The sequence below is a fragment of the Burkholderia sp. BCC0398 genome (genome assembly GCF_902833245.1).
Classification (GTDB): domain Bacteria; phylum Pseudomonadota; class Gammaproteobacteria; order Burkholderiales; family Burkholderiaceae; genus Burkholderia; species Burkholderia sola.
Window position 1 is genome coordinate 104,440 of record NZ_CADFEM010000013.1, and the last position, 15,380, is coordinate 119,819.

The following is a 15,380-nucleotide window of genomic DNA, read 5'->3' on the forward strand; positions in this document are numbered from 1 at the left end:
GCCATGAAGACGGCCCAGCCTGAGGGATGGATAACGAGCGTCACCATGAAATCAAAGCGCCGCCGCGCTCGTCGTCGCCTCGCAAACGCCCTTGAACTGCTCGAAGGCCCTGGCCTTGTTCCGGCCTTGCCGGACCGGCAGGTCGTATGCAATGCGACAACCCGACAACGCCTCGTCGCCCCACGTCACCGTGAGCTCGCCCTTGTCCTTCAGCCCGCGGGCAAAGATCCTGCTCGCCTGACCGACGACGCCGAGGCTCTTGCCAGTTTCATCGCTGACCGCCGCGCCGAACGGCAGCGGCGTGCCGTCCGACTTGCGCGCCTGGATCACGGCCGCGCGCCCGGTGTCGGTGTCGAACTTGAGTAGCGGCACGGCGCCGGCGCGCGGCGCGACCTGCTGGCTGGTTTCCTTCAACTCGACGTCCATCGAGATGCCCTTCGGGTCGAGCTCGACGGTGTTCATGTTGTACGGCGTGAGGTAAGGCACGATCGCATAGCCGCGGCTGTCGACCCGTGCGCCGGACGCGTTCGTGACGCGCGCGCCTTCCGCGCCTTTCGCCTCGACGATGCCGAAGGTTTCCGACAGCGGCTGCGACAGCGTCACGCCGCCCGGGTGCGCGACCGCCGCACCGCGAATGCCGATCGAACCTTGCTGATAGTTCGAACTGCCGCCGGCGCTGAGATTGAGTTCGGCGAAGCGCGCGCGGTAGGTAAGACTGCCGCTGCCGTCGGTGCTCGCGTTGCCCTGCCCGTTCGTGTGGTTCGCGGCGAGGCTGTACGACAGGTCGTTGTCCACGCCGAGCGAGCCCGACAGCATCGACTGCAGCTGCGTGCGGCCTTCCGTATCGCGCGACACGTTGCCCGTCAGCATCATCGGGCTGGACTTGCCGAGGGGAATCGACACGCTCGCGTAGTACAGCGTGCTCGCCTGGTTGCCCTGACCGCGCTGGCGCGTCGCCGACAGGCTGTACGACACGTTCCGGAACGAATTGTTGTACCCGACGGAATAGTTGACGTCCGAGCCCGCGCGATTCCAGTAATTCGATGCCGATGCGGTCACGCTCAGTTGCCCGCCTTTCTCGCCCAGACGCTGGCTGACCATCAGTGACGCGCGATTGCGCTGCCGCCCGACGGTATCCACGGAATAGCCGGTGCGGACCGCATCGCGCGCACTCATCGCGTCGTTGAGGTTGAAATAGCCGTTCGTCGAATAGCGATACGCGGCGATCGACACATCGGTGCCGGTCGGCGCGACGGACTTCGAGTAGCTGACCCGCAGGCTCGAGCCGTTGAAGCGCTTCACGCCGGGGATCGACGTGGCGGCCTGCGTGAAGTCGAGGCCGACCGCGCCAAAGCGCGTATTGAACGCGCCGCCCGCCATCGCCGATGCGTAACCTGCCGCGACCGTGAGGCCGCCATAGGCGGTCAGCAGGTTCGTCAGGCCGCGCTGATAGGTAAGCTGCACGAACAGCGGGTTGCTGGTGTTCTGCTGGCTGCGCAGCGCACCCGCGACGAAGCTGTAGCGCTGGATGCCGGGGCGCAGCGACAGCGGGACCGACGCATAGGGCACGGAGAACGTGTGCACCGCCCCGTCCGCCTCGGTGACGGACACGCGCAGGTCGCCGCCATAGCCGGTCGGATACAGGTCACTGATTTCGAACGGCCCTGGCGACACGGTCGTTTCGTACAGCGTCACGCCGTTCTGGCGAATCGTCACCTTGGCGTTCGTGTTCGCGACGCCGCGCACGACCGGCGCATAACCGCGCAGCGAGTCGGGCAGCATCCGGTCGTCGCTCGACAGCCGCACGCCACGGAACTGCGCCGAATCGAACAACTCGCCGGACGTGAACGTCTCGCCGATCACGAGCTGCGACGACAGCGACGGCAAATCCCGCTGCAGGTAGGTCGCAATATCCTGATAGCTGCCGCCGCCACGCTCGGACCACGCGTACGAACCGTTGTGACGGAAATGCCAGTTGCCGATGTTGACGCCGCCGTTCAACCCGAGATAGCCCTGCGTGTCCGCGCGGCTGCCCTTGGCCTTCGAGCTGTAGACGTTCAGGTTGTAGTCGAGCATGCCGACGGGCACGCCGTCGCTCCACTGATCGGGGCTGACGTAGCCGCGCGCGCGATGCACCAGCGATGCCTGCGGGATGCTGAGCGTCAGGCGTTGTTCGCTGAAGTCGAACGACGCGCTCGCCTCGGGCACGATCTGACCAATACGCCGGCATTCGCCCTTGACCGTGATCGCCGCCACGATTTCCGTGGGCAGCTTGGTAAAGTCGATGCCGATACGGCGCAAGACCTTCTCGTCGAAGCAGGGCTGCGCTTCCGGCGTGCCCGGCACGGCCTTGAATGCGATGTCGTAACGGCCGACCCAGTCCTGGCCGACGACGAGGTCGACGCCGTACGTGCCCGGCGTAGTGAAATTGCCGCGCTCGAAGCGCGTGATGTCGACCGCGCGGCCGTTGCCACCGTTCACGAAATCCGGGTCGAACTGAACCTGCGCGAACTGCGTCTGCGCGAGGTCGACCTGTGCGACCTGCATCGCCACCGAATCGGCAGGCGCGGAATTACCGGCGTCCGCGCGGCCGTCGGCCGACCACGCGGCGAGGCAGGACAGCACCAGCATGCACATCGGCTTGAGCCGCGGCAGGCAGATTATGTCCGGGCGAGGATGTCGGATCGACGGGGTCATTCCGCAGGACTCCTATTGGTATTGAATTGGATTCGAACGCGAGCGCATTCGCGCGGCCGTTCGGCACACGCGGAGGGCGATATCGAGTTGAGGGGCAACCTGACGCCGAGTCGACGCAGCGTTGCCATCGGCTCGGCGCCCATGCGCGAAGACGCATGCCGCGTCAGGCGACTGGCCGACGACCTGGGCGGGCCGCAGCCCGCGCGGCGTTACCGCTTGGCTACGGGCATTTCGTTGTTGGTCGACGCTCCCCAATCGTTGATGCTGCCGAACCGGACTTTGGCGTCCGCCGCCGGCGCTGCCTTGAGATCCGCAACCGGGAATTCCTGCGTGCCGCCGGGCAGGATGTAGCCCGCACCGGCGTCGTATTGATGCGTACCCGAATGAAGCTGGACGCTGCCGATATTGACGACGTAAGGCGTCGGGTTGGCCGCCTTCAACGCGTAGCGGCCTTCCGGGCCGCGTTCGATCTGCCAGCGAACCTGCGCCGGTGCGTCGTGCGCCTTGCCCGGCAAACTCTGCGGGCGAAACATGATCTTGATGCGCGTCCGAAACGCGACCTGAAGCTGGTTGTGAGCCTCGCTCGCCGCGGCCTTCGGCGGGATCTCCAGCACGTTGAGCCAGAACAGCGATTCCTTGTCGGCGGGAAGCGGCTCGTTCGTATACATCAACCGCAAGGTTTGCCCCTTGCCCGGCTCCAGGCGGAACATCGCGGGCGTGAGCACGAACGGCGCGTCGATGGTGTCGGGCGATGCGTTCGCGTCTCCCTTGTCGATCCAGGCCTGGACCAACGCCGGCGCCGAACCTTCGTTCGAGAGCTTGATCGTCACCTCGCGGTCGCTGCCCGGAAAGATGACGCGGGTCGCGGAGATCACGACGCTCGCGCTAGCTTGCGATGCGATCAGGACGGTGGCCAATGCGATGGCCTGGAGCGATTTGATGATGACGTTCATGATGACTCGGACAGGTTCTAATCGTTGTGACCGACGGGCGGATTGGAGCGGCGGCGTGCGGGGCACGCCGCCGGACCCGCCGGCAGGCGGGCCTCCGGGTGAGCGCAAGGCTTACTGATAGACGATCGAGTACTGAACCTTCGAGTTCGCCGAACCGCCGACTGCCGCGCCCGTCGCCAGGTACTCGGCGAAGAAGTTCAACTGGGCGGAACCGTCCGAGCCGATCGAGACGACCTGCGAGTTCTGGTCCGGCGCGTTCGCGCCGACCTTGATCGGGTTCTGCTGGTCGTTCAGGACCTGAAGCACGACATTCGTCGCCGCGGGTGCCTCGGCCGTGCCCTTGTCGAGCGACAGCTTGCCGTCGGCCGTTACGTTCGTTGCGTTCTCGAACCCGACTTGGACCTTGGTGGGGTTGCCCTTCGACGTTTCGGTATCCACCGCGCAACCCGTCAGCTTAAAACCGAAGGCGGTGCGGCCTGCGACCGCGCCGGCCGCGTTCAGCGCGCCCGTGCTGACCGTCGGCATGGCGACTGCCTTGTTCGACGTGGTACCTGCGGCAGCACCGTCGATCTTGCAGGTTGCCGCCGTCACGTTGCCGGTAAACGTGATCGTGCCGTCCGCCGCGTGGGCGGTCGACATCAGACCCAGGCCCGCTACGGCCAGAAGCGTCGAAATGACTTTGGTGCTAGTTGCGAGTTTCATTAAATTAATCCATGAAATGATTATTGATGACATGAAACACACATTCGTCATTTTATGAAAATCGATTTAAATGACGCAGCGCGATTCACATCTCATTATTTCGTTTTCGACGATGTACCGCCATGTGACAAGATCGATGAGTACACTCAAAAAATGTAGGACAAGTACGAAAATAGATATCAGAATATGGTTGTTCGCATTCATCATACGAATAGATTGACATTCAGATCGGATTTGTCGCAAGACTACTGCTGCCGCGCCTCGCCGCGGCGAAGCGTCGACCGGCCGGATCCGGAATGACGATGAAGCGCGTGTCGGGGAGAATATTGAATGTCGCCTGACGAACAGCGATGGCCCATGAATATGCCAATCGCGATCATCCATGGATATTTAAAACCATTTAATGCTTCGCATTAATTTCTGCGAGCGCCAAATATTCCGCTTCTGCCTTTTCCGAAGGCGAAGCGGCTACGACCCGCATCGACACCTTTTCCGCATCGCCTCGCCTGAAAAGGCGCGTGCGGCCAGACTGCGACCTGAGCCGCGATCGGCGCAACACGTCGGCTGTCGTGACGGCTTTACGTTATGCTGTCCGCCGACCCGATCCACCCCATCGGAGGGGACATGAAAAGCATGATTCGTGCGATTGCATTCGCGGCCACCGCGCTGGCGCTGGCGCTGCCGGGCGCGGCGTTCGCGCTGACCGACGGCAGCGCGCAATACGACGACTGCATGCTCAATGCGCTGCGCGAGAGCCGCAACGGCGCGGCGGCGCAGTTGATCCAGCGCTCGTGCGACGCGCTGTATCGCAACAACGCGATGCTGCTGCCGCGCGAGCGGCGCTTTCACGAATGCGTCGTGCAGTCGCTCCCGGGCGTACGCGACAACTATGCGATCCAGCAGATCATGTCGATCTGCTCGCGGCGCGGCGAAATGTGAGCCGGCGTTGAACGCGACACACCCCGCGGCCGCCGATCGGTCTCGCCAATGAAAAAGGGCCTGCGCGATGCAGGCCCTTTTCGTTCAGCGGTCCGGCTGGTGTGCGGCGCTCAGAACGACGCGACCATCGAGCCCTTGAACTGCTTCTTGATGAATTCCTTCACTTCCGTCGACTGGTACGCCTTCACCAGCTTCTTCACCCACGGCTGATCCTTGTCCTTCGCACGCACGGCGATCAGGTTCGCGTACGGGCTCGTCAGTGCTTCGAGCGCGATCGCGTCCTTGGTCGGCTGCAGGTTCGCGGCCAGCGCGTAGTTCGTGTTGATCACGGCCGCGTCGACGTCCGACAGCACGCGCGGCAGTTGCGCGGCGTCGAGTTCGGAGATCTTCAGCTTCTTCGGGTTCTCGGCGATGTCGAGCACCGTCGCGTTGTTGCCGCCCGTGCCGGCGCCGGCCTTCAGCTTGATCACGCCTTGCGTCTGCAACAGCAGCAGCGCACGGTTTTCATTCGACGGATCGTTCGGCACCGCGAGCTTCGCGCCCTGCGGCAGATCCTTCAGCGACTTGAACTTCTTCGAATACACGCCGATCGGCGAAATGTAGGTCAGACCCGCGCTGACGATCTTGTAGCCGCGCTGCTTCACCTGGCTGTCGAGGTAGGGCTGATGCTGGAAGCTGTTCGCGTCGAGGTCGCCCGAATCGAGCGCCGCGTTCGGCTGCACGTAGTCGTTGAACTCGATGACCTTCACGTTCAGGCCTTCCTTCTCCTTCGCGACCTTCTGCACGACTTGCCACACTTGCGCATCCGGGCCGGCGACCGTACCGACCTTGATCACCTTGTCTTCGGCATGCGCGCCTGCCGACAGCGTCAGCGCGGCGCCGGTGGCCAGCACGGAAAATACCTTCAGGAGACTGCGACGCTTCATCTGTTTCTCGCTTTCTTGCTTACTTGAAATGGGGCGCGATACGGGTATGCCCGGACTCGCAGGAAGGGGCAAATGGTGTCACAGGATCGGCGGGAAGTGAAATACATCCCGCTCATATGGGTATGCACCAGCGCAGTGCCGGCGGCCGATGCCCGATTCGGCCGTTAGTTGCACTTTTTCGTCGATGCATCGGCTCATCAGCCCATCGGCCGACACCCGTCACGCCGCCACCACCTCGTCGACCGCCTCCGCGCCGCCGAATGCCGGTTCGGCCGCCCTGCCGCCGGCCTCGCGCGCCGACGGGCCGCCGGTATTGCCGACCCGGAACGAACCGACCGCATCGCGCAGCCGCGCGGCCTGTTCCTGCAGCGACGCGGCCGCCGCCGCCGCTTCCTCGACCAGCGCCGCGTTCTGCTGCGTCACCTGGTCCATCTGCGTGACGGCGCGCCCGACCTGCGTGATGCCGCTCGCCTGCTCCTCGGACGCGGCCGCGATCTCGCCCATGATGTCGGTCACGCGCGCGACCGCCTGCAGGATCTCGCCCATCGTCGTGCCGGCCTGGCCGACCAGCGTCGAGCCGTTGCGCACGCGCTCGACCGAATCGACGATCAGCGCGCGGATCTCCTTCGCGGCCGTCGCGCTGCGCTGCGCGAGCGAACGCACCTCGCCCGCGACCACCGCGAAGCCGCGGCCCTGCTCGCCCGCGCGCGCGGCCTCGACTGCCGCGTTCAGCGCGAGGATGTTGGTCTGGAACGCGATGCCCTCGATCACGCCGATGATGTCGGCGATCTTGCGCGAGCTGTCGTCGATCTCGCCCATCGTGCCGATCACGCGGTTCACGACGTCGCTGCCGGTGCGCGCGATGTCCGACGCGTTGTTCGCGAGCCCGCTCGCCTGCCGCGCGTTGTCCGCGTTCTGCTTCACCGTCGCGGTCAGTTGCTCCATGCTCGCGGCCGTTTCCTCGAGCGATGCGGCCTGCTCCTCGGTGCGCTGCGACAGGTCGTCGTTGCCGGCCGAGATCTGGCGGCTCGCCGACGCGATCGCTTCGGCCGACTGGCGAATCCCGCCGATCGTCGCCTGCAGCCGCGCCTGCATGTCGTGCATCGCGGCCATCATGCTCGTGCGGTCGCCGGCGCGCACCGGCACCGGCTGCGTGAGGTCGCCCTGCGCGATGCGCGTCGCGAGCGCGGCCGCTTCGTCCGGCTCGCCGCCGAGGCTGCCGCGCACGTTGCGGATGATCACCAGCATCGCCGCGCTGATCACGAAGCCGATCACGAACACCACGGCCAGATGGCCGAGCAGCGTCCGGTAATAGACGGTGTCGATGTCCTTCAGGAACACGCCGCTCGAAATGTTCCAGTCCCATGGCGCGAATCGGGTGACGTAGCTGATCTTCGGCACGGCCGTCTCGCTGTGCGGCAGCCGCCCGCGATATTCGGCGAACCCGCTGCCGGTCGCCTTCGCCGCGTTCAGGATCGTCACGAACAGCGGCTTGCCGTCCGGATCGAGATAGTCGCCGACCTGCGTGTCGACGAGCTTCGGCAGCGTCGGGTGCATCAGCACGACCGGCTTCGAATCCATCACGAACACATAGCCCGAATCGCCGTAGCGCATCGCGGCGAGGCGCGCGAGCGCGTCGCGCTTCGCGTCGGCCTCGGGCATCGTGCCGCTCTGCGCGAGCGCGTGATAGGCCTTCACGATGCCCGCCGCCGAGTCGACGAGATTCGCGATGCCGGCCTTGCGTTCGGCGAGCATCGTCGCGCGCGTCTCGTAGGCGCTCCATGCGCCGACGCCCAGAAGACCGATCCATACCAGCGCAAGCGCGAGCCACAGCTTGCGGTTCAAACTCATTCTGCTCATCTGCGTGCCTCTGTCGATGTCGATGCATCCGGCGCGCGAACGGCCTGCCGCGCGCAAACGGTTGCTCTTTCATTTACGGCACCGAGGCTTACATCTTGAATACGCGCCGGCGCGGCGAACCGGCGATCGACAGGCACGCCGTCCGTCACGCGCCGGCGCCGGCGCGACAGCCCGCGTCCGCTGTGCTAAAAAGACCGGCGGCCGGCGCGCAAAGCGCCGGCATCATTCCAGGGCCATCCATGTACGTCATCGACATCCACTACACCGCGTCGCTCGAGCGCATCGACGACGCGCTCGAACGCCACCGCGCGTATCTGCAGCCGCAGTTCGACAAGGGCATCTTCATCGCGGCGGGGCCGAAGGTGCCGCGCTCAGGCGGCATGATCCTCGCGGCCCGCATCGATCGCGACGAACTCGACGCGATCCTCGAAACCGACCCGTTCGTCACCGAGGGGCTCGCCACCTATCGCGTGACGGAATTCCGGATCACGCGCGCCGCGTCCGGCTTCAACGTGCCGGCGCTGCCGTAACGCGGCTTCGGCGCAATACGCGCACATGCCGACGCGCCGCCCGGCGGGCAGCGCATGCGCACGACGAAGCGAGCGGGAAAACGTGACGGCGCGAAACGGCCGTCACGCGAAACGCCGGGCCGCGCGCCCGGCGGCTGCCGGTCAGTCGACCAGCAGCTTCAGGTCGTGGACCCACGGCGCCGGGCCCTGGCCGTCACGCACGAACAGGCGCAGCTTGCCGTCGCGGTCGAACACGTAGCTCGCGGCCGTATGGTCCATCGTGTAGCTGCCGGGCGTCTTGCCGGGCACCTTCGCGTAGTACACGCGGAAATCCTTCGTGACCTTCTTCAGCGCCGCTTCGTCGGCCGGCCGCAGGCCGATGAACGACGGATCGAACGCGGGCACGTACTGGCCGAGCAGCGCCGGCGTGTCGCGTTCCGGATCGACGGTCACGAACAGCACCTGCACGCGCTTCGCGGCATCGGGCCCGAGCTGCTTCTGCGCTTCGGACAGCTCGGCCATCGTGGTCGGGCACACGTCCGGGCAGTGCGTATAGCCGAAGAACATCACGACGGCTTTGCCCTTGAAGTCGGCGAGCGTGCGGACCTTGCCGGTCGTATCGGGCAGCGAGAAGTCGCTGCCGAACTGCGTGTTGCCGGTGATGTCGAGATTCTGGAATTTCGGCGCGTTGTCGCATCCGGCGAGCAGCAGCGCTGCCGTGAATGCGCACGCGAGCATCCAGCCTTGGCGCGCGCGGCGCCCGAACCGTGATGGGAGCATTGCGTTCAAACCGTGCGGTTACACGCCGAGCAGCGGGCGTGCATAGTGATCGACGAGCAGCGCGACAAACAGCAGCGACAGATAGACGATCGAGTAGCGGAAGGCCTTGCGGGCGAGTGCGTCCGAATAGTCGCGATGGATCTTCCACGCATACGCGAGGAAGACCGCGCCGAGCAGCACCGCGCTCGTCAGGTAGACGGCCCCGCTCATCCCGGAAATGAACGGCATCATCGTGACCGCGAACAGGATCACCGTATACAGCAGGATGTGCAGCCGCGTGAACTTCTCGCCGTGCGTGACGGGCAGCATCGGCAGCCCGGCATTCTCGTAATCCTTGCGGCGATAGAGCGCGAGCACCCAGAAATGCGGCGGCGTCCACACGAAGATGATCAGCACGAGGATCCACGCGTCGCCCGGCACCGCGCCGGTGACGGCCGCCCAGCCGAGCGCCGGCGGCATCGCGCCCGACGCGCCGCCGATCACGATGTTCTGCGGCGTCATCGGCTTGAGCAGCAGCGTGTAGACCACCGCGTAGCCGACGAACGTCGCGATCGTCAGCCACATCGTCAGCGGATTCGTGAACGTGTAGAGCGTCCATGCGCCGACGCTGCCGAGCACCGCCGAGAACAGCAGGATCTGCGGCGTCGTGATCTCGCCGCGCGCGGACGGACGCCACGCGGTGCGGCGCATCATCGCGTCGATCTTCTGTTCGACAAGGCAGTTGATCGCGAACGCGGCGCCGGCCAGCAGCCAGATGCCGACGGTGCCGCCGATCAGCACGTGCCACGGCACCATGCCCGGCGTCGCGAGGAACATGCCGATCACCGCGCAGAACACCGCGAGCTGCGTGACACGCGGCTTCGTCAGCGCCATGTACTGGGAAAAGCGGCTACCGGGCGATTGGGAGAGGGTGCTTTGCATGGGGACGGTCACGCCGGGGCGACGTCGCGCGCAGGCTGCGCGACACGGCCGGGGCGGCTTGAAAGGATGCGAAAGTTTAACATGACGACGAGCAGCAGCAGGATCGCGGCCCCGCCGTTGTGCGCGACGGCGACGGGCAGCGGCCACTGCAGCACGATGTTGGTCAGGCCCGTCACGAACTGCAGCAGCACGACCAGCAGCACGCCGTTCGCGGGCCGCCGCAGCGATTCGAAGCGGCGCATCTTCAGCGCGAACGCGACCAGATAAGCGACCACGACGAACGCGAACGTGCGGTGCGTCCAGTGGATCGCGACCAGCGCGTCCTGCGTGATCGCGTCGCCGTCCTTCGTCATCCCGAGCGCGCGCCACAGGTGGAAGCCGTGCTGGAAGTCCATCGGCGGAATCCACTGGCCGTTGCAGGTCGGGAAGTCGGTGCACGCGAGCACCGCGTAGTTGGTGCTCACCCAGCCGCCGAGCGCGATCTGCACGACCAGCAGCACGAGCGCCGCGAGCGCGGCCGCGCGGTAGCGGCCGGCCTCCGGGTCATGCGACGGCAGCGGCGTCTGCCGCGCCGCGAGCCAGCCGAGCGTGCCGAGCAGCGTGAGGCCGAGCAGCAGGTGGATCGTGACGATCACCGGTTGCAGCTTCATCGTGACCGTCCATGCGCCGAACGCACCCTGCACGAGTATCAGCAGCAGCAGGCTCGTCGGCCACCACGGCGACACGTGCAGCGGGCGGCGGCGCAGCCGCGCGGCCCACGCGATCGCCACCTGCGCGATGATCAGCACGCCGATCGCCATCGCGAAATAGCGGTGGATCATCTCGATCCACGCCTTCGTCATGCTGACGGGCCCGGTCGGCATCGCCTGGTGCGCGGCCGTGATCGCGGCGTGCGCGATGAACGGCGACGACGTGCCGTAGCAGCCGGGCCAGTCGGGGCAGCCGAGCCCCGAATCGGTCAGCCGCGTGAAGCCGCCGAACATCACGAGATCGAGCGTCAGGAACGTGGTGATCCACACGAGCTTGCGGAACTTGTCGTCGTCGGCCTTCACCCACACGTACGACAGCGGCAGCAGCGCGATGCACGCGCCGATCAGGCCGAGTTGCAGTAGATACGACATCGGAATGGTGCCTCGTTCTCTCGCCTTAACCGATGCTCGACCACTTCAGCAGCTTCGTCACGTCCGACTTGATCTTGCTGGGATTCGGGTCTTTCGGGAAACGCATCATCAGGTTGCCGTTCGGGTCGACCATGTAGATGTGGTCGCTGTCCTTCGTGCCGGCATCGGCCGGCAGCCACGCGGCCACCGCGGCCGGATCGGCGACGAGCCGGCGCGTGTCCGGATACGCGTCCAGCACCTTCTGCGGCGTCGCGCCCGCATCGCTGCGCAGCCACACCATCGTGATCCGGTGCCGCTCGCCCGCCTGCGTGACGCGGATCTGGCGCATGAAATAGAGCTTCTGCGCACACGCGTCGTCGCACGCGCTGCGGTCGGTCATCACGAACAGCCAGACCCCGCGCAGCGACGACAGCGGCACCGTCTTGCCGGTTTCGTCGGTGACCTGCAGATCCGCCGGGATCGGGCGCTGCGGCTCGATCAGCGTGCCGTAGTTCGTCGATCCGCCCTTCGGCTTGATTACGTAATAGGTGAAGTACGACGCGATCATCGGCGCCGCGCACACGAGACCGAGCAGCACGAGCATCCAGCGGCCGCGCTTGCGGGCCGCAGGCGACATCGGCGCAGCGGCCGGACCCTGACGGGAAGATTGCATGGACAAATCAGACCTCTCGAAACGAACCCGCGGCGCCGGCGCCGCGTCCTGGCATGACGCTCACGCGCCGGCCGACTTCTTCGCCGCACGCCGCGCGGCGTACAGGCCGAAGCCGAGCGCGGCCGCCGCCATCGCCCACCACTGAAACATGTAACCGTAATTGCGCTCGACGCCGGTCGTCGCCGCCGGCCAGTCGCGCACGAGCTTGTCGCCGTCGTCGCTCGTCTGCTGGATCACGAACGGCTGCAGCGGCAGCCCGGTTTCCTTCGCATACGCGGCGACGTCGAGGTTCTGCCGGATCTTCTGGTGCGCGGCCGACCCGCCTTCGCCGAGCTCGAACGCCCGCGACGCATCCGCGCGCGCGATGCCGACGATCTCGACGTCGCCCGCCGGCGTCGCGAACGGCTCGATCGCCGTGCGATCGGCGATGTTGCGCGGCAGCCAGCCGCGGTTCACGAGCACGACGCCGCCGCCCGTGAGTTTAAACGGCATCACGACGTAAAAACCCGGCTGGTCGTTATACGGCCGATTGTCGAGAAACACCGCCTGCTCGGGCAGGAAACGGCCCTTTGCCCGTACGCGATGAAACTCGATCGACGCGAGCGGCACCGGCCGCGCGCCGAGCTCGACCGGCGCCGCCTGCTCGTAGCGCGCGATGCTCGCCTGCAGCGCTTCCTTCTGGTGCGCGCGGTCGCGCTGCCAGAAACCGAGCCGGATCGTGACGGCGACGACGACGAGGATCAACAGCGCAGGCAGCCAGCGAATCTTCATCGGGCGGCCCGCCCGGCGCGTTCGCGAAAGCGAAGTGCGATAATTATCCTCTTCCTTTCGAATTGCCGTCGTCCGGTTCGCGTCATGCACATACTCGTTCCCATCGCCTTCGTCCTCATCATTGCCAGCATGGGCTCGGCGCTCTACTTCATGATGCACGACCGCGGCCATACGAAGCGCATGGTCTGGTCGCTCGCCACCCGCGTCGGGCTGTCGGTGTCGCTGTTCCTGCTCATCCTGTTCGCGAACTGGATGGGCTGGATCCATTCGACCGGTTTGCCGGTCGGACGTTGATGCCGTCGCCGCGCCGACCGCTGTGACAATTAGCCGCACGGCCGCGCCACCAAGTAAAAGCGCCGCCTGACTGAGTCGCGGCGGCGCCAGGGTGGTGTCGCGCGCAGCGTCGCCGCCGCGCCCGCGACACCAATGAAAACGGCCCGCGCATCGCTGCGCGGGCCGTTTTTCCATTTACAGCCAGTAGACGACGACGTACAGGCCGAGCCAGACGACGTCGACGAAGTGCCAGTACCACGCGGCGCCTTCGAATGCGAAGTGATGATCGGGCTTGAAGTGGCCGCGGATCATCCGCACCAGCACCACCGCGAGCATCGTGCCACCGAGGAACACGTGGAAGCCGTGGAAGCCGGTCAGCAGGAAGAACGTCGAACCGTACACGCCCGAGTTCAGCGTCAGGTTCAGTTCGTTGTATGCGTGGTAGTACTCGAAGCCCTGCAGGAACAGGAAGCAGACACCGAACACGAGCGTCGCGGCGAGCCACGCGATCGCCTTCTTGCGATGATCGTCGCGCAGCGCGTGGTGCGAGATCGTCAGCGTCACGCCCGACGACAGCAGGAACGCGGTGTTCAGCGTCGGGATCGGCCACGGGCCCATCGTCTTGAAGTGACCGGCGAGCGCGGCGGGGCCTTCGTTCGGCCACACGGCGGAGAAGTCCGGCCAGATCAGCTTGTAGTCGAGGCTGCCGAGCTGGTGCAGCGCGATTTCACGCGCATAGAACAGCGCGCCGAAGAATGCGCCGAAGAACATCACTTCCGAGAAGATGAACCAGCTCATGCTCCAGCGGTACGACTTGTCGACGTTCTTGCCGTATTGACCGCCTTCCGATTCGGCGATCGCGTCGCCGAACCAGTGATACAGCGTGAAGAGCAACCACAGCAGGCCGAGCAGCGCCGCATACGGCGCCCAGTCGTGACCGTTGATCCACAGCGCTGTCGACCCGAGCATGACCAGCAGGCCGATGGCCGCGCTGATCGGATGCTGCGACGGATGCGGCACGAAATAGTACGGGGTCTGGTTTTGACCGCTCATGCTTGATTCTCCACTTCAGTCCAATTTGTGTACCGGAAACCGCTCCGGCTTTATTTCTTGCGCGGCGAGACCGCCACCGCTCTTCCCTGCACGCCGCGCCGTGGCGCCGCGCACTGCATTCTTTCGAGGCCGCGGGCCGCTAGCCGCGCGCCTTCAGCCCACGACCGCACGCACGATCAGGATCAGCACGCCGATGAACACGCCGGCCGCGAGCAACGCGACGATCAGCACGTGCAGCGGATTGAGCTGCGTCGCATCGGCCTCCAGGTCGCGCCGCTTGCGCACCCCGAAGAACGACCACAGCACCGCTTTCAGCGCCTGACCGAACGTCCCGCTCCGCTTGGTTTCCGTCATCGCCCCGTCTCCTTCGTCATGCGTCCGGCTTCGCCGCACCCTGCGCCGCCGTACTGCGCTGCGCCGGCGCCGGCGTGGCCGGGGTATTCAGCTCGAAGAACGTGTACGACAACGTGATCGTCTTCACGTCCTTCGGCAATTTCGGGTCGATCACGAACACCACCGGCATCTTGCGCGACTCGTTCGCGGTCAGCGTCTGCTGCGTGAAGCAAAAGCATTCGATCTTCTTGAAGAACTCGGTCGCCTGCTTCGGCGCGTAGCTCGGAATCGCCTGCGCGACGACCGGCCGGCCCTGCCCGTTCGTCACGTCGTACACGATCGTCGTCAGTTCGCCCGGATGCACGTCGAGGCTGTTGTGCTCCGGCTTGAACCCGAGCGGCCCGCGTGCGTTCGCATCGAACTCGACCGACACCGTGCGGCTGGTGTCGACCTGCGAGTTCTTCACCTCGCGCTCGCTGACATCGCGCTGCACCAGGTTGTTGATGCCGGTGATCTGGCAAATCGCCCGATACATCGGGATCAGCGCGAAGCCGAAACCGAACATCAGCCCGGCCACGACGAAGAGCTTCACCAGCATCGAACGATTGAACGCGCGATCCACGGCGCCCGCTTCCGGCTCTTCCGGCTTCGACATACGACGACTTCCTCGCTACTGCGTCAGTTGCTGCATCAGTGGGTGGACAGCCACCACTGCTTGATCACGACACCCACGAAAAAAACGGCGGCGATGACGAGCAGGGTGAGGCCGAGCCGCTTGTTGCCCGCGCGAATCTGCTCGGGCGTTCGTCTTTCTGATGGATTCCGGGTCATCTGAAACTTCGCTGAAACTTCCGTTCCGCGCCCGCCGCGCCTGCCTGCGCGGCAGGCAG

The 15,380-nt window shown here is 65.6% G+C and carries 17 protein-coding genes; 3 read left to right on the top strand and 14 right to left on the bottom strand.

Features of this window, described 5'->3' with window-relative positions; all coding sequences use genetic code 11:
• Positions 1–51: 51 nt before the first annotated feature.
• The 3 genes from HWX76_RS26475 to HWX76_RS26485 all read right to left on the bottom strand — a co-directional run bounded on the left by HWX76_RS26475 (position 52) and on the right by HWX76_RS26485 (position 4,352).
• The gene (locus HWX76_RS26475; RefSeq protein WP_124630917.1) at positions 52–2,697 is read right to left on the bottom strand and encodes a fimbria/pilus outer membrane usher protein; all 2,646 of its coding nucleotides are present in this window, start codon (positions 2,695–2,697) and stop codon (positions 52–54) included.
• 209 nt (positions 2,698–2,906) lie between these two features.
• On the bottom strand, positions 2,907–3,650 hold the full coding sequence (locus tag HWX76_RS26480) for a fimbria/pilus periplasmic chaperone (protein ID WP_124630918.1): 744 nt from the start codon (positions 3,648–3,650) through the stop codon (positions 2,907–2,909).
• Positions 3,651–3,761: 111 nt separating this feature from the next.
• Positions 3,762–4,352: a fimbrial protein gene (locus tag HWX76_RS26485; protein ID WP_124630919.1), complete on the bottom strand. Its 591-nt coding sequence runs from the start codon at positions 4,350–4,352 to the stop codon at positions 3,762–3,764.
• Positions 4,353–4,976: 624 nt separating this feature from the next.
• On the opposite strand from HWX76_RS26485, the gene HWX76_RS26490 reads away from it, so the two are divergent.
• On the top strand, positions 4,977–5,291 hold the full coding sequence (locus HWX76_RS26490; RefSeq protein ID WP_124630920.1) for a VF_A0006 family four-cysteine protein: 315 nt from the start codon (positions 4,977–4,979) through the stop codon (positions 5,289–5,291).
• A gap of 110 nt (positions 5,292–5,401) precedes the next feature.
• Here the strand turns inward: HWX76_RS26490 and HWX76_RS26495 are convergent, their stop codons facing one another.
• Complete coding sequence (locus HWX76_RS26495) at positions 5,402–6,217, bottom strand: MetQ/NlpA family ABC transporter substrate-binding protein (protein WP_050014823.1); 816 nt, start codon at positions 6,215–6,217, stop codon at positions 5,402–5,404.
• A gap of 219 nt (positions 6,218–6,436) precedes the next feature.
• On the bottom strand, positions 6,437–8,077 hold the full coding sequence (locus tag HWX76_RS26500; RefSeq protein WP_050014921.1) for a methyl-accepting chemotaxis protein: 1,641 nt from the start codon (positions 8,075–8,077) through the stop codon (positions 6,437–6,439).
• 239 nt (positions 8,078–8,316) lie between these two features.
• Between HWX76_RS26500 and HWX76_RS26505 the strand changes: the two genes are divergently transcribed.
• Positions 8,317–8,607 carry a YciI family protein gene (locus HWX76_RS26505; RefSeq protein WP_050014820.1) on the top strand — a complete coding sequence of 97 codons (291 nt, stop codon included), beginning with the start codon at positions 8,317–8,319 and terminating at the stop codon, positions 8,605–8,607.
• A gap of 141 nt (positions 8,608–8,748) precedes the next feature.
• On the opposite strand, the gene HWX76_RS26510 is transcribed toward HWX76_RS26505, so the two are convergent.
• Genes HWX76_RS26510 through HWX76_RS26530 form a run of 5 tightly spaced genes read right to left on the bottom strand, consistent with a single transcriptional unit; the run spans position 8,749 to position 12,831 of the window.
• Positions 8,749–9,366, bottom strand: a complete 618-nt coding sequence (locus tag HWX76_RS26510; RefSeq protein ID WP_176016568.1) for an SCO family protein — start codon at positions 9,364–9,366, stop codon at positions 8,749–8,751.
• An 18-nt stretch (positions 9,367–9,384) separates the two neighbouring features.
• Positions 9,385–10,287: a heme o synthase gene (cyoE, locus tag HWX76_RS26515; RefSeq protein WP_050014816.1), complete on the bottom strand. Its 903-nt coding sequence runs from the start codon at positions 10,285–10,287 to the stop codon at positions 9,385–9,387.
• A gap of 8 nt (positions 10,288–10,295) precedes the next feature.
• Entirely contained in the window at positions 10,296–11,408 is a 1,113-nt protein-coding gene (locus HWX76_RS26520) for a COX15/CtaA family protein (RefSeq protein WP_050014814.1), read from the bottom strand.
• A gap of 25 nt (positions 11,409–11,433) precedes the next feature.
• Entirely contained in the window at positions 11,434–12,060 is a 627-nt protein-coding gene (locus HWX76_RS26525) for a cytochrome c oxidase subunit I (protein ID WP_050014811.1), read from the bottom strand.
• A gap of 60 nt (positions 12,061–12,120) precedes the next feature.
• On the bottom strand, positions 12,121–12,831 hold the full coding sequence (locus HWX76_RS26530) for an SURF1 family protein (RefSeq protein ID WP_050014808.1): 711 nt from the start codon (positions 12,829–12,831) through the stop codon (positions 12,121–12,123).
• 84 nt (positions 12,832–12,915) lie between these two features.
• Here HWX76_RS26530 and HWX76_RS26535 point away from each other — a divergent pair, with 84 nt between their 5' ends.
• A complete protein-coding gene (locus HWX76_RS26535; RefSeq protein ID WP_050014806.1) occupies positions 12,916–13,125 on the top strand; it encodes a twin transmembrane helix small protein in 210 nt (69 codons plus the stop codon).
• Positions 13,126–13,299: 174 nt separating this feature from the next.
• Here HWX76_RS26535 and HWX76_RS26540 read toward each other — a convergent pair whose 3' ends face one another.
• From HWX76_RS26540 to HWX76_RS26555, 4 genes are all read right to left on the bottom strand, one after another.
• Entirely contained in the window at positions 13,300–14,157 is an 858-nt protein-coding gene (locus HWX76_RS26540; RefSeq protein ID WP_050014804.1) for a cytochrome c oxidase subunit 3, read from the bottom strand.
• A gap of 153 nt (positions 14,158–14,310) precedes the next feature.
• Positions 14,311–14,511, bottom strand: coding sequence for a DUF2970 domain-containing protein (locus tag HWX76_RS26545; RefSeq protein ID WP_050014802.1), 201 nt, complete (start codon positions 14,509–14,511; stop codon positions 14,311–14,313).
• Positions 14,512–14,527: 16 nt separating this feature from the next.
• A complete protein-coding gene (locus tag HWX76_RS26550) occupies positions 14,528–15,145 on the bottom strand; it encodes a cytochrome c oxidase assembly protein (protein WP_050014800.1) in 618 nt (205 codons plus the stop codon).
• 35 nt (positions 15,146–15,180) lie between these two features.
• Complete coding sequence (locus HWX76_RS26555; RefSeq protein ID WP_089435671.1) at positions 15,181–15,321, bottom strand: cytochrome oxidase small assembly protein; 141 nt, start codon at positions 15,319–15,321, stop codon at positions 15,181–15,183.
• Between the last annotated feature and the right edge of the window lie 59 nt (positions 15,322–15,380).